General features: G+C 44.2%; 16 protein-coding genes. 6 read left to right on the top strand and 10 right to left on the bottom strand.

Annotated features, from left to right (window positions below):
• Positions 1-224 precede the first annotated feature (224 nt).
• From QUA56_RS10795 to QUA56_RS10780, 4 genes are all read left to right on the top strand, one after another.
• Positions 225-3,095 carry an ATP-binding protein gene (locus QUA56_RS10795; protein WP_333356979.1) on the top strand — a complete coding sequence of 957 codons (2,871 nt, stop codon included), beginning with the start codon at positions 225-227 and terminating at the stop codon, positions 3,093-3,095.
• Positions 3,088-4,524: a response regulator gene (locus tag QUA56_RS10790; RefSeq protein ID WP_333356976.1), complete on the top strand. Its 1,437-nt coding sequence runs from the start codon at positions 3,088-3,090 to the stop codon at positions 4,522-4,524. The genes QUA56_RS10795 and QUA56_RS10790 overlap by 8 nt, the downstream gene beginning before the upstream one ends.
• Positions 4,525-4,651: 127 nt before the next feature.
• Positions 4,652-5,047, top strand: a complete 396-nt coding sequence (locus QUA56_RS10785) for a response regulator (protein ID WP_333356974.1) — start codon at positions 4,652-4,654, stop codon at positions 5,045-5,047.
• Positions 5,044-7,650 carry a PAS domain S-box protein gene (locus QUA56_RS10780; RefSeq protein WP_333356971.1) on the top strand — a complete coding sequence of 869 codons (2,607 nt, stop codon included), beginning with the start codon at positions 5,044-5,046 and terminating at the stop codon, positions 7,648-7,650. Before QUA56_RS10785 ends, QUA56_RS10780 begins: the two co-directional genes overlap by 4 nt.
• Positions 7,651-7,889: 239 nt before the next feature.
• Here QUA56_RS10780 and QUA56_RS10775 read toward each other — a convergent pair whose 3' ends face one another.
• The 6 genes from QUA56_RS10775 to tkt all read right to left on the bottom strand — a co-directional run bounded on the left by QUA56_RS10775 (position 7,890) and on the right by tkt (position 16,910).
• Entirely contained in the window at positions 7,890-8,978 is a 1,089-nt protein-coding gene (locus tag QUA56_RS10775) for a response regulator (RefSeq protein WP_333356969.1), read from the bottom strand.
• Positions 8,979-9,103: 125 nt separating this feature from the next.
• Positions 9,104-10,606, bottom strand: coding sequence for an ATP-binding protein (locus QUA56_RS10770; protein ID WP_333356966.1), 1,503 nt, complete (start codon positions 10,604-10,606; stop codon positions 9,104-9,106).
• 231 nt (positions 10,607-10,837) lie between these two features.
• Positions 10,838-11,008, bottom strand: a complete 171-nt coding sequence (locus tag QUA56_RS10765) for a hypothetical protein (RefSeq protein WP_333356963.1) — start codon at positions 11,006-11,008, stop codon at positions 10,838-10,840.
• A 152-nt stretch (positions 11,009-11,160) separates the two neighbouring features.
• Positions 11,161-11,607, bottom strand: a complete 447-nt coding sequence (locus QUA56_RS10760; protein WP_333356960.1) for a response regulator — start codon at positions 11,605-11,607, stop codon at positions 11,161-11,163.
• Positions 11,608-11,654: 47 nt separating this feature from the next.
• A complete protein-coding gene (locus QUA56_RS10755) occupies positions 11,655-14,450 on the bottom strand; it encodes a PAS domain S-box protein (RefSeq protein WP_333356957.1) in 2,796 nt (931 codons plus the stop codon).
• A gap of 441 nt (positions 14,451-14,891) precedes the next feature.
• Entirely contained in the window at positions 14,892-16,910 is a 2,019-nt protein-coding gene (gene tkt / locus QUA56_RS10750) for a transketolase (protein ID WP_333356954.1), read from the bottom strand.
• Between the two features lie 31 nt (positions 16,911-16,941).
• Here tkt and QUA56_RS10745 point away from each other — a divergent pair, with 31 nt between their 5' ends.
• Positions 16,942-17,079 carry a hypothetical protein gene (locus tag QUA56_RS10745; RefSeq protein ID WP_332956299.1) on the top strand — a complete coding sequence of 46 codons (138 nt, stop codon included), beginning with the start codon at positions 16,942-16,944 and terminating at the stop codon, positions 17,077-17,079.
• On the opposite strand, the gene QUA56_RS10740 is transcribed toward QUA56_RS10745, so the two are convergent.
• Entirely contained in the window at positions 17,068-17,463 is a 396-nt protein-coding gene (locus QUA56_RS10740; RefSeq protein WP_333356953.1) for a hypothetical protein, read from the bottom strand. The genes QUA56_RS10745 and QUA56_RS10740 overlap by 12 nt on opposite strands.
• Positions 17,464-17,705: 242 nt before the next feature.
• On the opposite strand from QUA56_RS10740, the gene lysS reads away from it, so the two are divergent.
• On the top strand, positions 17,706-19,259 hold the full coding sequence (gene lysS / locus QUA56_RS10735; RefSeq protein WP_333356950.1) for a lysine--tRNA ligase: 1,554 nt from the start codon (positions 17,706-17,708) through the stop codon (positions 19,257-19,259).
• Positions 19,260-19,493: 234 nt separating this feature from the next.
• Here the strand turns inward: lysS and QUA56_RS10730 are convergent, their stop codons facing one another.
• The 3 genes from QUA56_RS10730 to QUA56_RS10720 all read right to left on the bottom strand — a co-directional run bounded on the left by QUA56_RS10730 (position 19,494) and on the right by QUA56_RS10720 (position 22,301).
• Positions 19,494-20,093, bottom strand: coding sequence for a TerD family protein (locus QUA56_RS10730; protein WP_333356947.1), 600 nt, complete (start codon positions 20,091-20,093; stop codon positions 19,494-19,496).
• An 81-nt stretch (positions 20,094-20,174) separates the two neighbouring features.
• A complete protein-coding gene (locus QUA56_RS10725) occupies positions 20,175-21,629 on the bottom strand; it encodes a TerD family protein (protein ID WP_333356945.1) in 1,455 nt (484 codons plus the stop codon).
• A 99-nt stretch (positions 21,630-21,728) separates the two neighbouring features.
• Entirely contained in the window at positions 21,729-22,301 is a 573-nt protein-coding gene (locus QUA56_RS10720) for a TerD family protein (RefSeq protein ID WP_333356942.1), read from the bottom strand.
• Between the last annotated feature and the right edge of the window lie 355 nt (positions 22,302-22,656).

Below are 22,656 nucleotides of genomic sequence, written 5' to 3'. Positions count from 1 at the left end.
ACTGCAAATTATACCTAAATGGTCAAAATCCTACGACAATGGGATAAAATAATAGGCTTTAATATAGCAAAGATTAGGTTCACATTCGATGGGGCTTGAGCATCTACCACCGCTAATATGGCTCGGATGAATTCCCTCTAGCTAGTCGGCAGTAAATGGCGCTGCTGTTAAGAGTGGCTCTGCAAGGACGCTTCTAGGCTAAGTTCACCAAACCTCTGAATCTTATGGTTTCTAAAATGTTAGACAAATTACCGCTGCGAACTGTTCTCATAGTTCCATTTGTACTGCAAATCGTCGGAGCCGTGGGACTCGTAGGATATCTGTCTTTTAGAAACGGACAAAAAGCAGTTAATAACCTGGCCAGTCAGTTAATGAGCGAGGTGAGTTTGCGTGTCGAGCAAAATCTGCAAGTTTACCTGACAACTCCCCATCAAATCAATCAAACCAAGCTGGATGCTGTCAAGCTGGGGTTGTTAAAGATGGACAACTTATCAGCTTGGGAGAAATATCTTTGGCGGCAAGTACAATTATATCCCTATATCAATTATACGTCTGTTAGCAACGAGAAGGGAGATTATAGATCCGGTGAACAAATGTCTAACGGCTCCCGAACGATGAATGTGATAGAGAAATCTACTGGGTTAAATTTTTATTCTTACAATACAAACGAGCGAGGCGATCGCACTACAGTTGCCACCATTGTCAAAAACTTTAATAACCGACAGCATCCTGCGTACAAAAGTGCAGTAAAAGCAGGCAAACCCACTTGGAGTTCGGTTTATGTTTCCTTACTAGAACCGACATTAATTATCAGCGCTCTCCAACCCGCATACAGCGAAAAAAATCAGCTAGAAGGAGTATTATCTGCTGCCTTGCGTCTCGACCATTTTGGGAGATTTCTCAACAGTCTCAAAGTTGGTAAATCCGGTCAAACATTTATTATAGATCGCCAGGGTACTTTGTTAGCAACTTCCACCACAGAAAAACCGTTTCGCACCAAAGCTAATAAAAAACAATTGTTTAAAGTGGAAGAAAGCAGCAATCCTTTTACTCAAGCGACAGCTAAATATTTGACTGCACAGTTTCAAAAATTAGACCAAATTCAAAAATCTGAGTTATTGAGCTTTGAAATAGATAAAAAGCGACAATTTTTAAAAGTCCTGCCCTTCCAAGATGGCAAAGGTTTAGACTGGCTGATTGTCGTAGTTGTTCCCGAAGCAGATTTCACCAAAGAAATCGATGCCAATACCCGCACAGCGGTTTTGCTTTGTTTCGCAGCTTTAGGAGTAGCTGTGGCGATCGGCATTCTGACTTCTCGGTGGGTGACAAATCCTATTTCGATCTTAAATACAGCAGCCAAAAATATTGCTAAAGGTGAATGGGACAAAACCGTAGAAAGCGAACGCTCCGACGAATTGGGGGAATTAGCCAAGTCATTTAACAGCATGGCTCAACAACTGCAGCAATCTTTTGAAACTTTAGAACACCGAGTGCAAGAGCGGACGGCAGAATTGGCTGTAGCTAAAGACAAAGCGGAAGTAGCGAATCAAGCTAAAAGCACCTTTCTTGCCAACATGAGCCACGAATTGCGATCGCCTCTCAATGCAATTCTCGGCTTTTCTCAACTGATGACTCGCAGCCAAACTCTATCCCCAGAACATCAAGAAAATATTAGCATAATTAGCAGCAGCGGAGAACACCTCCTCACCCTGATTAATAACGTGCTCGATTTATCTAAAATTGAATCGGGGCGCACCACCCTCAATCCCCATAAAATCGACCTCTATCGCCTGCTCAATGACTTGGAAGATATGTTTCAACTCAAAGCAGATGACAATCACTTGCAGTTAGTTTTTGACCGCAGTCCAGACGTGCCACAATACGTAGAAATCGACGAGTTAAAGTTGCGGCAAATCTTAATTAATCTGCTCAATAACGCTCTTAAATTTACCTGTGAGGGCGGTGTCTGGATCAGAGTTAGTAAGCACTCAGCAGGCAGAAGTCAGCAGGTAGAAGGGGACAGAGTTTATTTGTCGGAAGAATTAACAAATACAGAAGTGGCCGCAAGTAATAATCGGGAAATATCCCAATTAAGTAAATCTAAAAACGCGATTTTTGCCACCCCTAATGACGAGGCAGCTTCTGCCTCTTCCTTCTTCCTCCATTTTGAAGTCGAAGATACTGGACCCGGTATTGCTACCAATGAATTAGACAATCTTTTTGAAGCTTTCGTGCAAACCCAGACAGGCAAAGATTCGCAAGAAGGTACAGGCTTGGGATTGCCAATCAGCCGCAAATTTGTGGAATTAATGGGCGGCGAAATGAGCGTCTGTTCTGCTGTTGGCAAGGGAACTAATTTTAAGTTTTACATTCAAGTTATTGCGGTCGATGCGACTGATATTGAAAGCCCCAAACCGACCCGCAATGTTATTGCCTTGGAACCCAAACAACACACCTATCGAATTTTGATAGTAGACGATAAACCGCTCAACCGCCAACTGTTAATTAAAATCCTCCATCCTCTGGGTTTTGAACTGAAAGAAGCTACTAACGGTCAAGAAGCTATTGAGATTTGGGACAGTTGGGAACCGCATTTAATTTGGATGGACATGAGAATGCCCGTAATGGACGGCTACGAAGCGACGCTATACATTAAAAGCACTATTAAAGGTCAAGCTACTGCGATTATTGCGCTGACTGCGAGCGTTTTGGAGGAAGAAAGGGCAGTTATCTTGTCGGCGGGATGCGATGCTTTTATGCGGAAACCTTTCCGGGAAGCCGATATTTTTGATGCTATGCACAAACATATCGGAGTGCGCTATATTTATGAAGATCCGGGTCAAGCTAATTTATCGGCAATCAAAGCGGGCGATCGGGGCGAAATGACTGCGGCTGACTTCGTGAAATTGCCTGAGTCGCTAATAGCTGATTTAAAGCTGGCGATACTGAATGCAGATATGGATTTAATTGATAGCTCGATCGAGCAAATTCGATTAAAGGATGCAGTAACGGCAGGTGCGATCGCGAATTGTATAGAAAATTTTGAGTACAACAAAGTTTTAAAGTTAATTTATCAAACAATATCAGATGAATAACGACCTTCTCAGCATCGATCGCGGTAATATTTTAGTAGTTGACGACACCCCAGCTAATTTGAGGCTGCTAGCCGGAATTTTGAATGGCAAGGGCTATAAAGTCCGCCCCGTACCTAGCGGGGAGTTAGCACTTTCGGCTGCAAAAGGTATGCCTCCAGATTTGATTTTGCTGGATATTATGATGCCCGAAATGAATGGGTACGAAGTTTGCGAAAAAATCAAAGCTGATGAACTCACTCGCGACATTCCGGTGATTTTTATTAGCGCGATTAATGACGTACTAGATAAAGTCAAAGCCTTTGCTGTGGGCGGGGTTGATTATATTACCAAACCCTTTCAGGTGGAAGAGGTTCTAGTGAGGGTAGAAACTCATTTAGCAATGCGCCAGTTGCAAAAAAAACTCCAACAGAAAAACGATGAACTGACAATCACTTTAGACCAACTGCAAGCTACTCAGAATCAATTAGTGCAATCGGAAAAAATGGCCGCATTAGGGCAACTGATTGCGGGCATTGCTCACGAAATTAATACGCCGCTGGGGGCGATTCGATCGTCTATTGGAAATATTACCAACTTTTTGGATAACAATCTCGAAAGTTTGCCAGTTTTTTTTAAAGAACTGTCAACCGAACGCCAGAACGATTTCGTGAGTTTGATGTACAGTTCCAGCCAACAAACTTACTCTTTATCTACGCGAGAAAAACGGGAATTTAAAAAAGGCGTGAAGCAGCAACTAGAGTCAGAAGGGATTGACAATGCTGACAGCCTTGCTAGCATTTTAGTCAATATCGGATTGCTGGGAAATCTGCAAAAACTCTTGCCGTTGCTCAAAGACGCTGACAGCGAAAATATTATAAAAAAAGCCTACGACTTTGCTAGCATTCACAGAAGCGCTAGAACCATTGCTACCGCTACCGAACGCGCTGCAAAAGTCGTCTTTGCCCTAAAAAATTATGCGCGTTACGATGTTAATGGGGAAAAATTACAGGTGAATATTACTGAGGGGATTGAGACGATATTAACTCTTTATCAGAACCAGATCAAGCAGGGTGTCGAAATCTTCAGAAACTATCAAGATCGATTGCCTGCGGTACTGTGTTATCCTGACGAACTAAATCAAGTTTGGACAAATTTAATTCACAATTCCTTACAAGCTATGGACAATCAAGGAACTTTAACAATTGACGCGGTAAAGCAAGATACTAGCGTCATCGTAAAAATCACTGACAGCGGTAAGGGAATTCCACCGGAGATTTTGCCTAAAATTTTTGAGCCGTTTTTTACTACCAAACCTGCGGGAGAAGGTAGCGGGTTGGGATTGGATATTGTCAAAAAAATAATTGAAAAACATCAGGGTAAAATTGATGTGGAGTCGATCCCCGGTAAAACTGCATTTAGAGTGTCTTTGCCGATTAATTTAACGGAGTAGGTAAAGCGCCCCAGACTGAAGTCAGGGGCTAAAAATTTGCAGTCTAACCGCGCGGAATGTAGAATTTGGAAAACGGTGTGCTTACCCATCGGCGTTCACCCTGCCAGACTAAAGGAGAAAATTAGCGATGTCTAAACCAGCAATTTTGTGTGTTGACGATGAAGTAGCGGTTTTGGAAAGTCTGGAAATTGAATTGCAACAGGCATTTAACGGTAAATATCTTTGCGAATTTGCTGAAAGTGCTGCCGAAGCCCTGGAGATTATTGAAGAGCTATGTGAAGCTGAGGTTAACATTCTAGTGATTGTCTCTGATTGGTTGATGCCCGGAATGAAAGGAGATGAGTTGCTAATTACAATTCATAAAAAATATCCGGAAATTGTGACAGTGATGCTGACAGGACAAGCAGACAAAGAAGCAATCGAACGAACAAAAACTCAAGCCAATCTTCATGCTTTTATACAAAAACCTTGGCACAATCAAGAATTAATTGAAGCGATCAAGTCTGGTCTAGAAAATTTATGAAAAAACCAGTCATTATTTGTGTCGATGATGAGCCGACTATACTCGACAGTCTGGAAATAGACCTGCTAAAAGCCTTTGAAGATAAATATTTAATTGAAACGGCCCAAAGCGGCGAAGAAGCTTTAGAGTTGCTGTCAGAACTTTTAGCAGAACAGTATGAAGTTCCTTTGGTTATTTCCGATCACATCATGCCTAATATGAAAGGAGACGAGCTATTAAGGAGCGTTCATGCCATCTCGCCGAACACTCTCAAGATCATGCTGACGGGGCAGGCAGATTTGGAGGCGGTAGCCAATGCTATTAACTATGCTAAATTGTACCGATACATACCTAAACCTTGGCAATCGGATGACTTAAAATTAACTGTTACTGAGGCAATATACAGATATTTTCAAGACAAACAATTAGTTGAAAAACAAATAGAACTTCAGGAGATGAATCAGGAGTTGGCAAGATTAAACCGCAAGCAGGCGATGCTGATTGCCAAACTCCACGAAAACGAAAGTCGGTTGACGCAATATCTGGAAGCTATGCCCTTGGGCGTGTGCGTACTTGATGCGAACGGTCAATATTTTTACGCAAATCAGAAGGCGCGGGAGATATTTGGCAAAGGCACTGTGCCGCATATTAATTCGGAGCAGAAAGCAGCAATTTATCAATTCTATAAAGCCGGAACTAATCAGAGATGCCCCGTGGAAGAATTGCCAATTATGCGAGCGCTGAGGGGCGAAAACGTGCGGACTGAGAGTGTAGAAATTCGGACTGGCAACAAGATTATTCCGGTGGAGAGTTGGGCAACTCCTATTTATGATTCTATCGGGGATATTTCCTACGGGATTATTGCTTTTACTGATATTACGGAACGCAAGCAAGCTGAAGCAGCGCTCGTCCAAGCTGAAGAGAAGTATCGCCGGATATTTGAAAATGCTCTTGAAGGTATTTTTCAGACTGCACCTGACGGAAAGTTGATCAGTGCTAATCCTGCTCTCGCTCAAATCTACGGCTATGATTCCCCTGAAGAATTGATCGCAAGTGTTAATGATATTGAGTGGCAATTCTACGTGGAACCGAACCGCCGTCAAGAGTTTTTTGCGCTGATGGAACAGTACGGTACTGTGTCTGAGTTTGAGTCGGAAGTTTACCGCCGAGATGGGAGCATTATCTGGATTTCTGAGGACGCGCGCACTGTTTTTGATGCTAACGGTACAGTGCTTTACTATCAGGGTTTTGCTGAGGATATTACTTTGCGAAGACAGGTAGATGTGGAACGAATCAGGTTTACTAATGATTTAGAAAAAGATTTGGCAGCCGAAGAAAAGTTAAATGAGGCACTGTCAGAAAGCGAAAGCCGATTGACTCAATTCCTGGAAGCGATGCCGGTGGGAATAGTTGTTGTAGATGGTCAGGGTAAACTTTTTTACATGAATTCTTGGGGCGAAAGGATACTAGCCCAAGATTTAATTTCTGATGTGGGTACTGACAAATTTCCTGAAGCTTATCATTTTTACGACGCTGAAACTAATCAATTGTATCCTAGGGATCGCCAACCGATTGTTCGGGCGTTGCGGGGAGAATTTGTGCGTATGGACGATATAGAAATTCATGGGTCGGATCGGATTGTGCCGATCGAGGTTTGGGCGACTCCAATCTACGACGAACGGAAAAACATAGTTTACGCGATCGCTGCTTTTCAAGACATCACGGAACGTCTAGAGGTAGAAACCGAGCGCCGCCAATTCACAGACGAGTTACAAAAAGCTTTAGCAGCGGAAGAAAAATTGACAGATGCTTACGGACGGTTTGTGCCGCACGAATTTCTCCACTTTCTGGGATATGAAAGTATTCTGGAAGTCAAATTAGGCGATCAGGTACAGAAAGAAATGTCGGTGCTATTTTCAGATATCCGCGATTTCACTTCTCTTTCTGAAACGATGAATCCCGAAGAAAATTTTCAATTTCTTAATGCTTATTTGTCGCGAATGGAACCGGCAATTAGTGACAATTTTGGTTTTATTGATAAATACATTGGCGATGCGATTATGGCGCTGTTTAATGGCAGTGCGGACGATGCTGTGAAAGCGGGGATTGCTATGCTAGAACTGCTTAACGAGTATAATATTAGTCGCAATCGACCCGATCGCCCGCCGCTGCAAATTGGCATTGGAATCAATACGGGTTCTTTGATGTTAGGCACGGTTGGCGGCCAAAGTCGGATGGACAGCACGGTGATTAGCGATGCGGTAAACTTAGCCTCCCGCGTGGAAAGTTTGACAAAAGAGTATGGAGTTTCGATGTTAATTACTCACAATACTTTTATACAGTTGAACGATATTTATGATTTTAGGTTGATCGATCGCGTCACAGTTAAAGGCAAATCGCGAATGGTAACTGTTTATGAAGTTTTTGCGGCCGATCCGCCAGAGTTACGACAGAAAAAGTTAGAGACAAAGACAATCTTTGAGCAAGCTTTGGTACTCTACAATAGTGACAGGTTTGTCGAAGCTACAAAATTGTTTTCGGAGTGCCTGCAAATCAACCCTAGTGATAAAGTAGCTCAAATTTATATGCAGCGGTGTCTGAAACGGGCGATCGCTCCTGAATAATACCATTTGAGATTTTAGAATAGGGAATGACCACGAATTTCAAAGGTGGTACCCGCCACGCGATCGAACCGTGGAATCAATCCAAAATCGAAAATCGAAAATCCTCAAGAAAGAGCATTTATCTCGCGCAAGTCAATCTAAAATCTAAAATCTAAAATCTAAAATCGAATGACTGATTCTATAAGAGTTTGAAGTTTGCCTGCAGTTGCCTTCTTTTTGGAAACTGGTATAATTATTGTTTAGACAGGCAGGGAAACGCAAACTATTGTTTCTTGCTGCGGCCAGCTTTCTATTTTTAATTCTCCTCCGTGCAATTCTGCAAGGCGTTGAACGATAGCCAAGCCCAATCCCAAACCTGCTTGTTGGTAAAGTTTGCGATCGAACTGCCTGTAAGCTGCTAGCTTTGCAATCTGATCGGCAGTCATGCCGCGGCCTTGGTCTTTGACAGACAGAATAAAAGTCTGATTTTCCACCAAAGTGCTTAAGAAAACTGGCGTTCCTTCTAAAGAAAATTTGAAGGCATTGTCCAACAGTTCCTCAACAATTTTGGTGAGTCTTATCGAATCCATAGCCACCGAGGAATCTTGCAAATTTAATTGTAAATCGTCTGTTCTATTCGCGTGTTTCGCTTGCTGCTGCGCTTTTTCAGTCAGCAAAGATTTTACGCAGCTAAATTCGCTGTGGCGCATCTCCTTTACCAGTTCGGGATTTGTGGCTGCTATCTCCAGTTCTGCATACAGTAAAAAGTTTTGAATCAACCGATACAAGCGATGACCAGAATCTTGAATTTGACCGATCATCTCTAAGATGTCTGATTCCTCGAAGACCTGATATTCTGACAATATTAGCTCGGAAAAACCCATAATGGCATTCAAAGGAGTCCGCAATTCGTGGGGGAGCGACATACTAATATTAGTCCGCAATTCGTCTAGCGTTTTTTGAGATTGCCTGCTTATTGTTTTTTGTTTTTCAAGTCGAATAGCAATGGCTTTTAGCAGTTCTTGCGGCGTACAAGGCTTAGTAATGTAATCGTCTGCTCCCAGTTCCATGCCCGTGCGAACATCAATTTTATCGGCTTTGGCTGTGAGGAAAATAAACGGAATTGTGGCCGTTAGGGGTTCCGATCGCAAAGCTTTGAGGACGCCGTGACCGTCCACTTCCGGCATCATCATGTCGCACAAAATTAAATCCGGGATTTGTTCGATCGCCAGTTTGATGCCGACTTTGCCGTTAATCGCTCCAATTCCTTCAAAATTCTCGGCTTCCAGCAACTCTAAAATATTTTCTCTAATCGATTCTTCGTCTTCAATTACCAAAATCTTGGTCACGGTGATTGCTCCTTTTTGTTGGTACTTTGTTGGAAAAATCTTGGGTTGATACACTTGATAAATTTGTTTTTTAGGCGCTTAATTGAGCGTTAAGTTGCGGATATGTATAGTTGATAATTCAGTTATTATTGACGGGAAGTACAAATTAAAGGCAAGGTAATAGTGAAAGTTGTGCCCCTTCCTTCTTGACTGTCGATCGCGAGTTTGCCGCCGTGAAGTTCCACAGCCCTTTTCACAATTGCTAAACCGAGACCGGTTCCCGAAATAGTGCCGACATTTGTAGATCGGTAAAAAGTTTCTAAGATCCGCTCTAGATCGGCTTGGGGAATTCCGATGCCCCGGTCTTGAACTTGGAAAACAGCTTCTCCATTTTGACAGTTGAGGTGCAATGAAACTGAACTGCCGGCGGGGGAATATTTGATGGCATTTGAGAGGACGTTTCCCAAGATTTGCCGCAGCAGTTTTTCATCCATTTGAGCGTCGAAGTTGCCACCTTCATGTTGAAAGGCGATCGGGTGTTGGTTGCTGTCGTTGAGCTGCTGCTCTTCTATCAGTTGACGGCAAAATTTTTCGAGTTTTAAGTAAATCGGTTGAAACTGCAAGGTATTTGCTTCGATTTTGCCAATTACGAGGATATCTTCTAATAACTCTGTCATGCGTTTAATTGCTAATTGAATCCGCACAAAATGAGTAGATTTTTTATCTTCTGACCACTGAGAACTGTAATCTTGCAGCAATCCAGCCGAAAATTGGATGGTTGTCAAGGGAGTGCGGAACTCGTGGGAAACCATTGTGACAAATTTAGCTCGCAGTTCTGAAAGTTCCTTTTCTCGTGCGAGGGCTTTGAGAATTTCCGCTTCTGCTCGTTTGCGATCGCTAATGTCACGGGCTTCCGCAATCAGCAGCAAAACTTGTCCGGTCTCATTTTTAACAGGTTTCAGTGAGAAATCAACTGTCACAATTTTGCCGCTTTTGGCTAACAAGTCGATTTCGCTGCGGAAAAACTCGCCGCGACTTGCTTTGGAGATCGCGCACTGCAATTGTTCGCAAACCTGTAGCGACTGGGCCCAAATCGCCATTTCCCAAATCGGGCGGCCCACAATATCCTCCGATCGCAATCCGGCAAAATCGAGGGCTGTCTCGTTTACTTCCAGCACAATTCCTTCGGGAGTCAGCAGCTTGGTTAGCTGAAACGAAGAGTCAAAAATCGCCCGAAAACGCCGCTCGCTTTCCCGCAGCATTTGAAATGTTTGAGAACGTTCGATCGCGTAGCGGATCGTCCGCACTAATAATTGAGTAGTAATTTGACCTTTAACAATATAGTCTTGAGCTCCCAAGCGAACTGATTCAAGTGCGATCGCCTCATCATCCCAGCCCGTCATTACCACCATTGCCGCATCGGGAGCAACTTCTCGCAGGCGAGTTAGGGTTTCCAAACCGAGGCTGTCCGGCAAAGAAAGGTCGAGCAAAACTACATCAAAGGATTGTTTGCACAGTTGTGCGATCGCCTCATGCAGGAATTCAACAGACACCAGTTCCCACTGGACGCCCACAGATACTTCTAACAGTTCTGCAAGCAAATCAGCATCAGCCGGATTGTCTTCTACTAACAGAATCTTAATCCACATAGCTTAAACGTTTTTGACTGTAAAATTTTCACTCTACCAATCTCAGGTTAAACTTTTTTGCTTTCCCTTGCCATTTTTAACTTTAAAATTATTATTTGGGAACTGTCACCACCGCCAGCCACCAATCCTCAATCCATCTCACCAGCTTAGCAACTTGACTAAAATCGATAGGCTTAGTGATGTAGCACCGGGCTGACAGGGCATAAGCTCGAGCATCTCTTCATCAGTTGCTCAGGTTGTCATAATTACGACCGGAATCATTTTTAACTTGGGTGCTGAGTTAATTTCGGCCAACTTTTCAAAACAGCTTTTTTTAGGCAAATTCAAGTCAAGCAGAATTAAATCGGGACGGAGGACGGCAACATACAAACCTTCTTGCTGCAAAATATTCATTGCTGACACCCGATCTTCCACTCTTGTGCCACTTGTTTAAAAAATTACTTTCCGCCAGCTTTTATAAATCCCGATCGGCATCGCTGGGCAAATCCTCCACCAGCAGAATGTCAATAGGTTGAAAAATTTTTAGAGCGCTCATCAGCAAAGCTTCTGTTCGTTTAATTTAGAGGCAGTTTGACGACGGCGAGCCAGAATTCCTCAATTAACCTGACTACTTTAGTAAATTGTACTAAGTCTACAGGCTTGGTTATGTAACAGTTGGCGTGGAGCGAGTAGGACTTAAAAATATCCTCGGGAGCTGCTGAAGTGCTGAGAATCACTACAGGAATTAATTTTAACTTCGGGTCAGTTTTAATTTCTTCTAGCACTTCAACACCGCTTTTTTTCGGCAGATGTAAATCGAGCAAAATCAAATCGGGACGGGGTACCCTGAGATAGGGTTCTTTTCGGCGCAAAAACTTGATTGCTTCGACTCCATCCTCGACAAAATGCAAGTTATTCAATATTTTACCCTGACCGAGAACTTCTATTGCCAAATCCGCATCGCTGGGAGAATCTTCAATCAGCAGAATTTCTATGGGTCTAACAGTGCTTCGATCGCTCATAATCGGCGTATCCTTGGGATTCTAAAAAAAAATTGAATTTTGAGGCTTCAGGTATTAATTATAGGAATAGTGAAGTAAAAAGTCGCTCCTTTTCCCTCCTGAGATTCCACCCAGATGCGCCCGCCGTGGCGTTCAACAATTCGCTTGCACATCGCCAAACCTATGCCAGTACCGGAATATTCGCGGCGGGAGTGCAGGCGCTGAAAAATGATAAAAATGCGATCGGCATACTGCGGATCGATGCCAATGCCGTTATCGCGGACGCTAAACAGCCATTCGCTCTCTTGCCTGCCAGCAGCGATATGAATCAACGGGGTATCTTGGCGGCAAAATTTGATACCGTTGGCGATCAAATTTTGGAATAATTGCACCAGTTGAAATTCATCCGCCATCAGGGTTGGCATCGCGTCGCAGGTGATTGCAGCTTTTCTTTCGGCGATCGCAATTTGCAAATTACACAAACTTTGCTGCACAGCAACGTTGCAGTCCGCCTTCTCAAACTCGTGACCCCTCGTTCCCAAGCGCGAATACGCCAACAAATCGTTAATTAACTGTTGCATTCTGGTGGCGCCATCGACAATATAATTAATATATTTATCTGCGCGATCGTCCAAATTTCCTTGATAGCGCTGGGCCAGCAATTGAGTGTAACTGGTAACGGCTCGGAGCGGTTCTTGCAAATCGTGGGAAGCCACATAAGCAAATTGTTCTAATTCCTCATTGGAACGCTTCAAATCTTCTGTAAGTTGCAGCATTTGCTGCTCTGCTTCTTTGCGGTCTGTAATGTTGTAAACCAAAGCGCAACAAGACAGCAGATTTCCCTGGGAGTCCATGACTGGACTGGTAGACATATCAGTCCAAATATCTTTGCCGTCCTTGCTTTTGAATTTAAATTCGTGTTGTTCACTAATACCTTGCTTGCGCCGCTCGACATTATCAATAGCTTGTTCTTTTTCCTGTTCGTCCATGAAATCAAAAAGCGACCGCCCGAACATTTCTAATTCACTATAGCCGAGCATTCGCGCCATTGCGTGGTTCACGTAAGTCGTGAGGGAATTGCTGTCAATTACCCAAATACCTTCTTCTGCTAATTCAACTATTTGTCTGTACTTGAATTCACTTTCCTGCAACGCTCTTTCCGTTAGTTTGCGCTCGGTGATATCTTTCATAAAACAGTGGTGACCGTTAAATATCCCTTGTTCGTCGCAAGCTTTTACCATTGTTACTTGCTTGTAAAAAAACGAGCCATTTTTCCGCACGCCTCTAGTTTCAACTTCTACTTTGCCAGAAGTTAGCATTTCCTGATAAGCTAAGATCGTCATCTCAACATCGCCCGGATGTACGCTGATCTGCCATTCCATGCCGAGCATTTCTTCTGGTTCGTAACCGCATCTATGAGCGTAAGCTCGGTTAACATTCACGTAGCGTCCCTCAATATCTAGCCGCGAAATGCCTTCCATCGCATTTTGCATGGCTGCGGTGAGGTCGCGCAGCTCTTTTTCCGCTTGTTTGCGATCGCTAACATCCTGACCGATAGCCAAAAAACCAGTGATATTTCCTTCAGTATCGAATAAGACAGTCACGGACAATTGCACCGCAAACCGCGAACCGTCTTTGCGAATGTAAGTCCATTCATTTTCCTCACCTATTCCCCGGCGCGGCAAAGCAAAAAAAACTTCTATTCCCGGCTCTATTTTTACTCCCAATTCTTGAGAAAGAATTTCAGCTCTTTTACCGATCTCCACAGGATCGTGAATTATTGCTAGCGTGACTTTCCCCACCACTTCTTCGGAGGAATAGCCTAAAAGTCGCTGTGCTGCCCGATTAAATATTTTAATTGTACCGTCGGGTTCTGTAGAAATAATTGTGTAGTGAGCGCTGTTAAGAATTGCATTTTGCAGTTGCGTCAATTCCAATAAAGTTATCGCAATTCTTTGTCGGTAGGCTATTTCTTGTGGCAATGAGTGCTGAGAACTTTCGATTTGAGCAATGCGCTCAGCAACTCGATGTTCCAGAGTTTCATGCAGCAGTCGATTTTCCTCTTCTACCTGCTTGCGTTCTGTAATATCAGTAATAGTACCAACATAACTTTTAACCTCCCCATTTTCTCCGATTATACCGACAGCTTGACCGAATACCCAACTGATTTTAGCGTGATTAATGCCTTGAAAGCGGTACTCGCATTTAAACGGCAATTTCTCCTGCGCGGCGCTATACCATTCAGCAAAAACCCGCTGGCGGTCCTCTGGATGAACGGCTTGCAACCACCCTTTGCCCAAAGCTTTATCGCAGGCTATTCCCGAAATTTGAGACCAGCGCTCGTTGACATACAAGCAGTCTCCTAAAGCGTCTGCATAAAATATTCCTACCGGCGAAGCTTCAGTTAAAGTTTGATAGCGAGCTTCTGTTTTTCGGCGTTCAATGATTTCTTTTTGCAGTATTCGAGCGAGCATCTCTAATTGAGTTGGAGTGACGAGAGTTAATGCTTGGGGAACTAAAGGAATTAATGAAAAAGCTGTGTAAGCAGAAATCGCGGCGGTAATAATTTTCAGACAGCCAGAAACCCAATAAACAGGATGCCAAAGCGTCCAAATTTCCATTATATGAGTAGTGCCACAGGAGATAATAAAGGCTGCGAACAGCCAAAAGATTTTGCGAAAGGGCAAGTCTTGTCCCTGAGTGATAATATAAATTAGCGATAGCGGTATTGAATAGTAAGCCAGGGCAATTATAGAGTCTGACACTACGTGGAGCGCGACTAACTCTCGCTGCCAAAGATAACAGTGGCCGTGAGGAATATAATTTCCGGTGAATAACAGGTGATTTAAAAAATTCCAAATCATAAATGGAATGGGAATGGGGAATGGGTAATCGAGAATTGGTAATTGGTAATTGGTAAGCTGGAATTGGTAATTGGTAATTTAACCCAATGACTTATAAGCTATCTCCAATCTTTGAAACATACAGTCTTGGACGCACGGGGGACTAAAAACCCGGTTTCTGGGTAGATGCCTCGTTACCAAACCGAATATTGTCTTATAAACTGGTTTTTATTTCCTAATTCTTAATATAGCAATTATCAATGATTCGCGAGCTGTAACGATCTCTAGGTTGGGTAGAACGAAGTGAAACCCAATATTCCGATTTGAGATTTGAGATTTTCCTTCCTTCTTCCTTCTTCCTTCTTTTTACCCGCTCAGCTTCGCCGCTATAGCCTTCTTCCTTTTTATATAAAAAATGGGGCGAGCCAGAAGCCCGCCCCACCAAAAATTATGCTGCTGCTATTAGCCCAACAGCGCCTGAGCCTTAGCTACCACATTATCAACGGTGTAGCCAAACTTTTCTAAAGCAACGGGGCCCGGTGCAGAAGCGCCGAATCTGTCGATACTGACGCTATCACCTTCAGCACCCAAATAACGTCCCCAGCCGAAGCTAGAGGCTGCTTCAATTGCCAACCGCTTAGTAACAGCTTTTGGCAGTACAGATTCGCGGTAAGCGGCATCTTGTAAGTCGAACAATTCCCAGCAAGGCATCGAAACAACCCGCACTTTATTGCCTGCGGCGCGCAATTTTTCAGCGGCATCAACGCAGAGGTATGTTTCGCCGCCGGTGCCGATTAAAATGATGTCGGGAGTGCCGCCGTCGTCGGACAAAATGTAAGCGCCTTTGGCAGTTCCTTCGATCGAACTTCCAGCCAAATTGGGCAGGTTTTGACGAGACAAAGCCATTAAAGTTGGGCGGGTGCGGCTTTCAACTGCCACTTTGTAAGCGCCGGATGTTTCATTACCATCCGCAGGGCGCATTACCAACAAATCGGGAATTGCGCGCAGAGAAGCTAAAGTTTCAACTGGTTGGTGAGTCGGGCCATCTTCGCCCAAGGCTACGGAGTCGTGAGTCATTACATAAATAACTCCAGCTTCCGAGAGTGCAGAGAGGCGAATTGCGCCCCGCATATAGTCAGCAAATACCAAGAAAGTAGCGCAGTAAGGAATTAAACCGCCGTGCAAAAGCATACCGTTGGCGATCGCGCCCATGCCGTGTTCCCGCACGCCAAACCGCAGGTTACGACCTTCGTATTGACCTTTTTGGAAATCTTTTTCACCCTTGAGCAAAGTCATGTTAGAAGAAGCCAAGTCAGCGGAACCGCCGATCAGTTCAGGTAACACACCTGCCAAAGCATTCAAACATTTTCCAGAATGATTCCGAGTCGAATCTGCCTTATCTTCTGCCTTGTATGTCGGCAAAACTTTATCCCAACCTTCGGGAAGTTTGCCTGCAACCGTGCGCTCGTATTCGGCAGCTTCTGCAGGATATGCTGCTTTATAAGCATCAAAAGCTGCCTGCCATTCTTGCTCAGATTTAGCGCCTTTATCTACTGCTTTGCGGAAGTGTGACAAAGCATCATCAGGAATCTCAAACGGTGCGTGTTCCCACTTCAAGAAATCGCGAGTTGCTTTCACTTCATCGCTACCCAAAGCAGCACCGTGAGCGCTGTAAGAATTGCGTTTGTTGGGAGAACCGTAACCAATGATGGTGCGGACTTTAATCATGGACGGTTTGTCCGTGACTTTTTTGGCTTCTTCAATAGCTTTGTGAACTGCTTCTAGGTTAGTATCGTGGTCTAGAGCGGTATTGTCTACTGTAATAACGTGCCAGTTGTAAGCTTCAAAACGCTTGCCCACATCTTCAGTAAAGGCCAAGCTAGTGTCACCTTCAATAGAAATGTGATTGTCATCGTACAGGGCAATTAATTTGCCGAGTCCGAGGTGTCCGGCCAAAGAGCAAGCTTCGCCAGAAACGCCTTCCATGTGGCAGCCGTCACCCATGATGACATAGGTGTGGTGGTCAACAATGGTGTGGTCGGGCTTGTTAAACCTAGCAGCGAGGTGAGCTTCTGCCATTGCCAAACCGACGGCATTAGCAATTCCTTGTCCGAGGGGGCCGGTGGTAACTTCTACGCCTTCGGTGACGAAGTTTTCGGGGTGTCCGGGGGTTTTGGATTCCCACTGGCGAAATTGTTTGATGTCGTCGAGGGTGACGCTATCGTAGCCGGTCAAGTACATGAGGGCGTACTGCAGCATACAGCCGTGGCCGGCGGAGAGGACGAAGCGATCGCGATTAAACCACTTGGGGTTTTTCGGATTGAACCGCATGAACCGATCCCACAGCACGAAGGCCATAGGGGCAGCGCCCATCGGCAGTCCCGGGTGTCCTGATTTTGCTTTTTCTACCGCATCGATGGCGAGAAAGCGGATAGAGTTGATGCAGAGTTCTTCAGTCTGTGATTGGGTTGCAACAGCCATAATTCTGGTTTTTATATGTAAGAGAGAGTGTGTGGTCGATTCTGACAGAGGTGCGATGAGCCGAGTTCGATCGCTCGCGTCTCTGCTGTTCAGTTTCTGTGGAACTGCCGTGAGGCTGCACTACATATCATCTCACCAGTTGCGATCGACAGACAACTTAATTTTTTAATGTTTCGGCCGCTTTGTGCAGTCGATAACAATTTGCGATCGGAGATATTTCTGGCGGGGAGTTGACAGTTGACAGTTGACAGTTGGCAGTTGACAGTTGGCAGTTGGCAGTTGACAGTTGACAGTTGACAGTTGACAGTTGACAGTTGTAGGGTGCGTCGCTACCAACCATCCCAAACAAAAATCGACCATCGATGAGCGACGCACCTGACAGTTGACAGTTGTAAGGTGCGTCGCTACCAACCATCCCAAACAAAAATCGACCATCGATGAGCGACGCACCTGACAGTTGACAGTTGAAAGTCAAGGCAGGCTGGACGATCGCGAGTGTATCTTGATTGTTAGACATCTTCCATAATTCTTGTGGGGAGTAGGGGTTAGGCATCCTGCCTGCCAAAACCTGCTTTTTAGGAGATGTCTATTTGGCAAATTGGCTCTCAAAACCACCCTGTTATGATATAGTTTGGTGTTTCTGACATCTTGCAGCTCGATCGCGAACAGGCAAGATGCCTGTGAAGCGAAGAGTGAATTTTATTGTGGGGCGCTGCTTTGAGCAACGCCCGATCGCACAATCGCGAGAATAGTGCAAGATGTAAGATATTTGTAATTCCAATCAGGCAATAACTAATGACTCTCAGTGAAGCCGAAGTCCGCAGTCAAAAAGTAGACGAACTGCGATCGCAAGGCATAGAACCGTATCCCAGTGAATCCTACGCGCGATCGCACACAGCCAAGCAAGTTCGCGAAATATTTAGTCAGCCGGGAAAAGAACTCCAAAACGGAGAAAGCGACCCCGAAGAAATTTCCCTGCGATTAGCCGGCCGCATCACTTCCAAGCGGGACAGCGGCAAAATTGGTTTCATCGATTTAAAAGACGCCACAGACAAAATTCAACTCAAAATCGAGAAAGCAATCGTCACCGGCGAAGTCGGTTTGAGCTTTGAACAAATTAAAAAATTGCTCGATGTCGGCGATTTTGTCGGCGTCGAAGGTATCGGCTGCCGCACCCCCAGGGGAGAACTTTCTATTTTAGTGAGGGAATTAAAGCTTTTATCAAAAGCTACCATGCAATTTCCCGATGCTTATTACGGCATTAACGACCCCGAAGTTTGCCGCCGCCACCGCGAAATGGATTTGGCAAGCAACCAAGATGCGCTCAACCGTTTTATGCTTCGCAGCCGCATCGTTCAAAGCATCCGTTCCTATCTCTGGCAAGCCGATTTTTACGAAATAGAAACGCCGACACTGCAAGCTATTTACGGCGGTGCTGCTGCTAAGCCATTCATCACTCACCACAATGCTTTGGAGGTGGACTTGTATTTGCGAGTGGCTCCCGAACTGTTCTTGAAAAGAGCAATTTCCGGCGGTTTCGAGCGAGTATTTGAACTAGGGAAAGCATTTAGAAATGAGGGCATTGACAGCACCCACAATCCCGAGTTTACTTCTTTAGAAGTTTACCAAGCTTATGCTGATGTTTTCGACATTTTAGGAGTTGTCGAAGATGTCATGTGTTTCGCGGCGGAGGCGGTATTTGGGGATGTCAAAGAAATAGAAAATCAGGGGGAAACGATTAGTTTAGAACGCAAGTTCGACTACAGCGAAAAGTATCCCGGTTTCAGCGGCAAACACTGGCAAGTGAAAACGATAGTAGAAGCTGTCAGAGACGAGTTTGGGCTGGATTTTGACAGTTTGGACTTGGAAAGTGCGATCGCCTCTGCAACCAAACTAGAATTGCACCTGTCTAAGTTAGAACAACAAAGTTTAGGCTACGTGCTGTATGCGGTTTTTGACAAATTAGTTGTTCCCAAACTAATTCAACCTACATTCATCATCGACTATCCCGTCGAAGTCAGTCCTTTAGCAAAAGGACATCGCAGCAAGCCGGGATTTGTAGAACGTTTCGAGCTATTTATCAACGGTACAGAATACTCGAACGGCTTCTCAGAATTGAACGATCCGAAAGAGCAAAGAAAGCGTTTTGAGGAACAGCTAGCACAGAAAAATGCAGGCGATGACGAAGCGCATCCAATGGATGAAGATTTTATTCAAGCGCTATCTTTGGGAATGCCTAATTGTGCGGGAATGGGTATCGGCGTAGACAGATTGGTGATGCTTTTAACTAATACTCAAAGCATCCGCGATGCGGTGATGTTCCCGACAATGAAACCTGTCAAAGATTGATTCGTAAAATCTTTTAGGGGCGGGTTCACCAATAACATTTAATTTCCACAAACAACCTCAATAAACCCGCCCCCCACAACAGATAACCTACATCAACCTTGATGTTTATGTAATGCGGACAATGTGCATTTTGATTGCTGGTAGAGTGGGGGGCGGGTTTATTTAAATCGTGAATTATTGGCAGGTATTGTTGGTGAACCAGCCCCTACAAGCATCAATTTCAAGAATTTTATATCACCGCATAAATGAACCGACAACACCGTTCATATCTTCAGCCAAAGGATTTCCCAAAGCCTTAAACTTCCACTCGCCGCCTTCTCGATAAACTTCTCCCATCAACATATTTAATTTTCCTTCATAAGAAGGGTCATTTGACAAACGATAGCGAGCGATTTCTTTCCCAGTCGCATCCACCGCTCTCACGTAAGCATTTTCTACCATGCCAAAATGCTGATTTCTCTCTTTTGCACCGTAAATATTCACGCCCAAAATAATTTTGTGATATTGTGCTGGCAAAGAACTCAGTTTCACCAATATCTGTTCGTCGTCTCCATCTCCAGCCCCCGTGAGATTGTCGCCTGAGTGAACAACTGTTTTGTCTTTGGATTCCAAATGAGAGTAATAAATTACATCCTCTTTGTAATTTTTTAATTTGCCATTTTCCCCCAGCAGCATAGCGTAGGAATCTAAGTCAAAATTTGCACCGCTGCTTCGGCCGAAAATACTTTTTTTAGCTTTCGCTACATCCCAGCCCAAAGCCATTGTCAGTCGGGATAAGTCGTATTCGCTTTTGCTGAGAACGATCGATTGTCCTTTTGTCAAGTTGATAGCCATAGTTTTGTGATTGTGTAAGGTTTATTGTGAAGTTGAATGATTGCCCTAAGCTAGCATTTTGTTTGCCTGGAAAAGCTGTTTCTAGGGTAATAGATTTTTGATACGCGCTGATTTTACCCAATGCGGATATTCTGCTGTCAACAAATCGTATAATTCCTCATCGGCAATATGTTCCGGGTCTTCTAAACTGAAGAAATCTGCGTTGTCTAGGTAGCGATCGCCCATTTGGTCAAGCTGCTCTAAAAAGCTAAAATCGCTCGCTACGGCTCTTGCTAACCACCCGCGAACTCCCTTACTTTTGACATCATTCTGCGACTTGCCGATCGCCATAAACTGCCAAAAGATCGGCTCGTGGGACGACCATTGTAGCTGCTGCTTGCTTGCCGATTCGTCCGCAGTTTCTCCATCAGTTACAAACATCACGTAGACAGGTCGATCGGCTTTAATAGCTGCGTAGCGCCTGCTACCGCCACCATCAGGAAAATAGAATTTTCTAATTTCCTTCATCACTTTACCGTAGTAAGTACCTCCTTCTAAAGGATACTGTTGGAGTATATGGTGGATGAAGTTTGAGAAATTGTCGATCGACATTTCACCGGGATTGTGGGGGTTGACTCCAAACAGAAATATGTCGATCGCTGCGTTGTCATCAAACCGACATCCCAAAGCCAAAATCTTCTCTGCCAAACGCTGAATTTTTCCTGAACTGTATAGGGAAGACATGGAACCAGAAATATCGAGGCAAAGCGCTACTTGAGCATCGTGATTTGTGAGATTTGCTTTCTTGAGCGAGATATCTGCTTTCTTAGCAAGATTAAAAATGTGCGGCGCTTTTTCCTCAAGCTTTTTGTCTAACGCTATAGCTTGCTGACTTTTGTAACTAACTTCAATAACTGGTAATTTAGGCAGTTCTACTGTACGTTTTGCTGGCTTTTCTTCCTGTTTAATCTCTGAATGATACTTGTCAACAAAACTCTGCAACCCTGCTTTATATCCTTGTCCTACGGCCTGAAACCTCCAAGCTGCATCTTTTTTATACAACCGTCCAAACTCGACTGCTGTTTCTTCAGAAAAACCTTCTGTTAAATCATAGCGCGCTAGTTCGCTGTCGGTTTCGCGATCGTACAATCGGATAAAAGCATTTCTGATTTGGCTGAAATTTTGATGTTTAGCTTGTGCGTCGTGAATCGTGACCACAAAAACCATTTCCTCAACCGCAGCCGTTACTTTTCCTAAGTCTACATAAATTGTCTCGTCATCTCCTTGAGTTTGACCAGTTTGATTGTCTCCCGAATGGGCGATCGCTCCGTCCGGCGACTGCGAGTTATTGTAAAATACAAAGTATCTTTCATCGGGGATTTTGCCGTCCGAATCTAATGCAAAAACCGAGGCATCGATATCGCAGATTTGCGGGTTTGAGTCGGATAAATTTAGTTTAGTTGCTATTTCCCAGCCCAGGGCGATCGCAACTTTTGTTAAACTTGGAGATGTTTTAGAAAGATTAAATCTTTCGCCCTTCTTTAATTGAATTCCCATCTGGTTTGTCACCTCATGAGTCTGATTGCTTAAAATCGAGGGAAACATTCCTGTTTCCGAATTTCCCCTCGATTTATTTAGCTGGGATCGATCGACCTTTTATCCGGCATACTTGTCTACAAAGCTTTGCAAGCCTGAATTGTAGCCTTCTCCTACAGCTTGGAACCTCCACTCGCCGTCTTTCTTGTAAAGTCTGCCAAACTCCACCGCAGTTTCCCTAGAAAAATCCTCGTCCAAATCGTACTTAGTTACCTCTGTGTTGGTAGTAGTGTCGTAAATCCTGATAAAAGCATTCCGCACTTGACCGAAGTTTTGCCTTCTCGATTCTGCTTCGTGGATTGTCACAACAAAGACAATTTCTTGAACCGCCGAATCGACCTTAGTTAAATCAACTGTAACGGTTTCATCATCGCCAACTCCTTCTCCGGTTCTGCTATCTCCCAGATGTATTACAGAAGTGTCTGGCGACTCTTTATTGTTGTAGAAAACAAAGTATTTTTCGCTGGGGATTTTTGCATTTGCACCTAACATAAACACGGAAGCATCTAAGTCAAACGCCCCGCCGGTGTCTGTAGCATTGGTATCCCATCCCAAACCAATCCCGGCACTTTTCAGCCCCGGTGCTTCTTTAGATAGATTGATTCTCCCGCCTTTTTCCAAGTTGATAGACATTCGTCCTCCTATTCACAACATCACTCTTAGTTACCGATCGCAATTATACCAAATGTCACAGGAGGTTGACAAATTGCTGCTGGTACTCATCTATCGATTTTCGATTTTCGATTTTGGATTTTCGATTGTAGAATTGAAGAATTGACCCTGCGGATGAATCCGGGGGCTTGTACGCTGGATGCTTTTGGTTAGAGTAGCTTGACAAATTGCTGCTGGTACTCATCTATCGATTTTCGATTTTCGATTTTCGATTTTCGATTGGATAATTGAAGAATTGGCCCTGCGGATGAATCCGGGGGCTTGTACGCTGGATGCTTTTGGTTAGAGTAGCTTGACAAATTGCTGCTGGTACTCA

It is taken from the genome of Microcoleus sp. N3A4 (assembly GCF_036701805.1).
Lineage (GTDB): Bacteria > Cyanobacteriota > Cyanobacteriia > Cyanobacteriales > Microcoleaceae > Microcoleus.
Note: the sequence above shows the minus strand (reverse complement) of the source record. Positions and strands in the feature narration are given on the sequence as shown.